This window comes from Candidatus Sodalis sp. SoCistrobi, from assembly GCF_900143145.1.
GTDB lineage: Bacteria > Pseudomonadota > Gammaproteobacteria > Enterobacterales > Enterobacteriaceae > SoCistrobi.
In genome coordinates this window covers 1-4,197 of record NZ_FRDB01000240.1, presented here as the reverse complement: position 1 = coordinate 4,197, position 4,197 = coordinate 1, and the positions used below count along the sequence as shown (strand labels likewise).

Below are 4,197 nucleotides of genomic sequence, written 5' to 3'. Positions count from 1 at the left end.
GTCATATGCTGTTTAACCAGCGTCTGATATCGGCGGGTAAGGCGAGAGTCAATCCCGCCAACAGATAGGTTGAAATCATTCTGCAAAGTAATAACAGGTATCACGATAAATGTGTAGATACCTATGCATTAAACGACTGGCGCGTAAAACGATTTGCTTCTCGCGCTCTGTCGAGATCCACGAAAAAGTCATCGGAGCCTTCATCGAAAAACACATGTTCTACTAATTGGAGTCATTACCAAATACACAATGATCAAGGATAAAGGCTGTCATAATGCTCAGTCTGGTAACTTTTTCACCATCGGGAAAAAGAGATTATTATTTGGCTAACATGTCAGACCACAGAACGGTGTGTGTCGCCCACATTATCGAGGACGCACAGACCGGTGGCGTTGATATGAATTGGCCGTTATTTGCAGTAAAAAGTCCTCACCGTTTTGCCAAGCGATGTACGCGATTAAATGCATTGCGCGGTTCCTTTGCCCTAGACAACGCAGACATGCATTTTCAATGCCCAGCTTTCTTTTGATAGAACAGACTCAGCCTTTTGTAAATCCGTCCGCCGGGTATTGGGACGCCATGTGGGCAATTTGGGATAAAATGATCTTTTCAGCCCCTGTCCAGGGTGAGTCAACATTGACCTAAGCGCGCCCTGACCGCCGGGTACCGGAGGGTAGCCGCGCGGGCGATAACCAGTGCAGGGCGGCATAATTCCTTATACTTTGGTCGTGCAGGCAATGGATTTGACCGTGTATCTTTCCGGGTCAAAATGATGCGACATCCGGCAGTCGATGGCATCCTGCTGACGTTGGTAAGCATTAGCGCGTGTCGTCAAACTAACCTGTTGTTGATGGTTATCCTCTGTGCAGACGTTTTTTTATCGTTGCGTTATTGTCTCAACGCCTTGAATGTCGTTGCGCGTCGCGAATAACGGGTTAGATTTCACCCGTGCAGCGCGCATGTCCGTTGCCCTATCCCTTGCAAGATTATAGGTATTTAAACAGGGCACCGAACGCCTTTCGGCTACATTACACTTTAACCCGTGATGGCTGGCAAACCGCGGCGAATGCGCCAGCGGTGGGGGTTCATTGCCTTAGGGCGCTGGTGTCTGTCGAACGTGAGGGCGGCAACCCGGGCCGACGGAGAAATCACGTCAACTTATCCGCGACCCAAACGGAGGCCAGATTGCGTGGCCCAGACGGTGTCTCATCTTAGGGTGTGTTTGCCGTGGCTTAAGTATTCAACCATTCGCCAGAGAGGGCGCCGGCTGAGAGGAACCCCAGGCACGTGCTTTTCTGTGCTAGACTCTACCGAAAATTCCCCTGCCGGTGTTGATTGTCACCGCGCCCAGCGGGTAGCCGATTGCCTGAACGGACGTGAAATCATCAGCCATGCTTGAAAACCGCGCTTACCAGAATAGCCAACCGCCCACGTTGACCTTGGCAGGGTCGTCATCGCTTGCGCCCGGTCGGTTCAGCGTTGCGCCGATGCTGGACTGGACCGATCGCCATTGCCGTTTTTTTCTGCGCCAACTGAGCCGCCGCGCGCTGTTATACACGGAAATGGTAACCACCGGCGCTTTGTTGTTTGGTAAAGGCGATTATTTAGCTTATCACGACGCGGAACATCCCCTGGCGCTGCAACTGGGCGGCAGCGAACCCGAAGCGCTGGCGCGCTGTGCGAAGATGGCACAAGAGCGTGGCTATGATGAAATTAATCTCAATGTAGGCTGCCCCTCCGATCGGGTGCAGAACGGTCGCTTCGGCGCCTGTTTAATGGCCGAGAAAGATCGGGTAGCGGCGTGTATTGCCGCTATGCGCGAGGCAGTAACGCTGCCGATTACGGTCAAAACCCGCATCGGTATTGATGAGCAGGACAGCTATGCGTTCCTGTGTGAATTCATCGATACCGTCGCAACTCGCGGCGGCTGTGAGACGTTTATCATTCATGCCCGCAAGGCATGGCTTAACGGCCTGAGCCCTAAAGAGAACCGCGAAATTCCGCCGCTGGATTACGATCGGGTTTATCAGCTAAAACGTGATTTTCCGGCGCTCCGGTTGATGATAAACGGTGGAATCAAAACTCTGCACGAGGCTCATGAGCATTTGCAAAAGCTGGATGGGGTAATGATGGGCCGGGAAGCCTATCAAAACCCGGGCATCCTGGCGCGGGTTGACAGCGAACTGTTTGGCGACGCCGATCCATTGCCGAATCAGGCGGCAGTCATTGATGCAATGTTGCCTTATATTGAACGCGAGCTGTCCCGGGGCGCGGCGCTGGGTCACATTACTCGTCACATGCTCGGGCTGTTTCAAGGGATGCCGGGCGCCCGACAGTGGCGACGCTATTTGAGCGAACACGCCCACCGCCCTGGCGCGGGTGCCGATGTGGTCATCAAAGCGTTATCTTGCGTCCAGCATTAATAGTTGACTTAGCGGTTTCAAAAATTTTTGTGGCACATAGCGGTCAAAGCCGGTGTGCCTGCTGTATTCGCTGAATTGCTGCAAACAGTGCACGCCCGCTTTCTGATAAATACCCTGGAGCTTGTTCTCCACCGTACGGTGCGACAGGCCAAGTTGACGGCCAATGACTTTGCTGCTCATGTTTTGTAAAACAAAAAAGATCACGTCCAACTCCCCTTCGGTAAAGATGGGCTCCGGCGGATAAAACAGAAAATATCCCGGGCTTTTACCGCATAGCTGCTTTTGCAGCGAGACGTCCTCGACTTTGCGTGCGTGGAAAATGGAGCCGATGCACTCTCGGCTGTACTGATGGTAAAGTGGATATTTATCAAAAAAATAAGGTTGAATAAGCCTCTCCCGGCCATAACAGTGAATCTCTATGGAGCAGAGGCGATCCTGATGTTTGATAGTACAGCGGTCGTGGCGCTGGAAATGTGAGGCAAAATCCGCCACCGGCGAGGGCAAATCATGATCAAAACATCCGGGGATGGTGAAAAGTGCTGGATCAATATTCAGCAGATCGTAATAAGCATGGTTGGCATAAAGATAGCGCGAATCAAGATCCTTGACGCCCCAGGGCTCACGGGAGGATTCCCATAGCATTAGCAGCTGCGGTGCTATGACGCCATCTTGAGTATCGCGAGATAGGCAATCGCTGTTCATAAAAAGTCCTTTTTAAAATACCGCATGTCCGTTCTATTTTTTACCGCAAATGTTATTTCTGGTCCAGCCTGATCTCATATCAATTTATGTTTAACAGCATTGACGATATAGTCTGGCTCGCCGTCGTGTAATATTCCCTCGGCTCAGGTTATTAATGAGGTGATAAATAATTTATTTGTTTTGCTACCCGCATAACTCCCGCATTGCGATTATTCGTGCGCGGGTAAATTGCTAAGTTGATAACCTGGCAATAAGCAATGTGGATTAAATACTTAATCAGTTAAAACGGGCGATTCGATTAAATACCGGGTTGACAACCGTTAAGTGCATTAGGCGCGAAATGTCCAATCGGCAGAGGGGAAGTTATCAGGTGGATTAGGCCAACAGGCACATAAATCGATAGTGCGGACGATATGACTCTAGGGCGGCTAAACCGACTGCGGCAGGGGGTTAAATCAGAGGGTCAATAAGGCGATAAGCGGTTAACTGCCTAAGTCAATTATACCGGTAAGAGATTCAGCGGTCTGTAGGTGAAAGGAGAAGCCGTCAGTCGATGAGGTGAGGGACGCGGATGTCGTATAACCTTACCGTGGGCAGGCGTTTTTAGCCCAGCCCGCAACTGGCATGGGAGGGTACAGCCTTGCTACGCTATATCAATTTTATGCTGCGTAAGGGCGAGGCCTGATACGGGAATGTAACGAGTTACATGGCCGTCAAGTTTGTCACGGGCTTAAAATGAGAGCATTAAATCGGTGACTGGCCAGGAGAATAAGGCGTGGCCGTTATCCGCAGAATGAATAACCCCGAGTTTATTAGAGAGTAATTTTGGCAATACTACGCCGCTTCCTCTGATGCTAATTGCAAAGCGTAATAGTTCATTTCGGCTTCAGTAGGAGGGATGTAACCCAGCCGCCCGAGCAGCCTTCTGTTGTTGTACCAGTCCACCCAGTCCACCCAGTCCAGCGTGGCCAACTCCACTTCCGTCCGGTTTTTCCAGCTCCCGCGGTGGATAACCTCCGTTTTGTACAACCCGTTGATACTCTCTGCCATCGCATTATCGTAGGAGTCGCCG

The 4,197-nt window shown here is 51.1% G+C and carries 3 protein-coding genes and 1 pseudogene; 2 read left to right on the top strand and 2 right to left on the bottom strand.

Annotated features, from left to right (window positions below):
- Nucleotides 1-127 precede the first annotated feature (127 nt).
- Both CINSTRO3249_RS13515 and dusA read left to right on the top strand, forming a co-directional pair.
- Nucleotides 128-226 (top strand): annotated as a pseudogene (locus tag CINSTRO3249_RS13515) (IS1 family transposase); the annotation flags it as partial.
- A gap of 1,261 nt (nucleotides 227-1,487) precedes the next feature.
- Nucleotides 1,488-2,423, top strand: a complete 936-nt coding sequence (dusA, locus tag CINSTRO3249_RS13510; protein WP_254304369.1) for a tRNA dihydrouridine(20/20a) synthase DusA — start codon at nucleotides 1,488-1,490, stop codon at nucleotides 2,421-2,423.
- On the opposite strand, the gene CINSTRO3249_RS13505 is transcribed toward dusA, so the two are convergent.
- Nucleotides 2,403-3,125, bottom strand: coding sequence for a helix-turn-helix transcriptional regulator (locus CINSTRO3249_RS13505; protein ID WP_074013648.1), 723 nt, complete (start codon nucleotides 3,123-3,125; stop codon nucleotides 2,403-2,405). The genes dusA and CINSTRO3249_RS13505 overlap by 21 nt on opposite strands.
- Before the next feature lie 834 nt (nucleotides 3,126-3,959).
- A partial coding sequence (locus CINSTRO3249_RS13500) for an integrase core domain-containing protein (protein WP_143146883.1) occupies nucleotides 3,960-4,197 on the bottom strand: 238 nt, incomplete at its 5' end.

Coding starts and splice junctions, on each gene's coding strand:
- dusA (WP_254304369.1), top strand. CDS start 1,488: ATGCTGGACTGGACCGATCGCCATTGCCGTTTTTTTCTGCGCCAACTG.
- CINSTRO3249_RS13505 (WP_074013648.1), bottom strand. CDS start 3,125: ATGAACAGCGATTGCCTATCTCGCGATACTCAAGATGGCGTCATAGCA.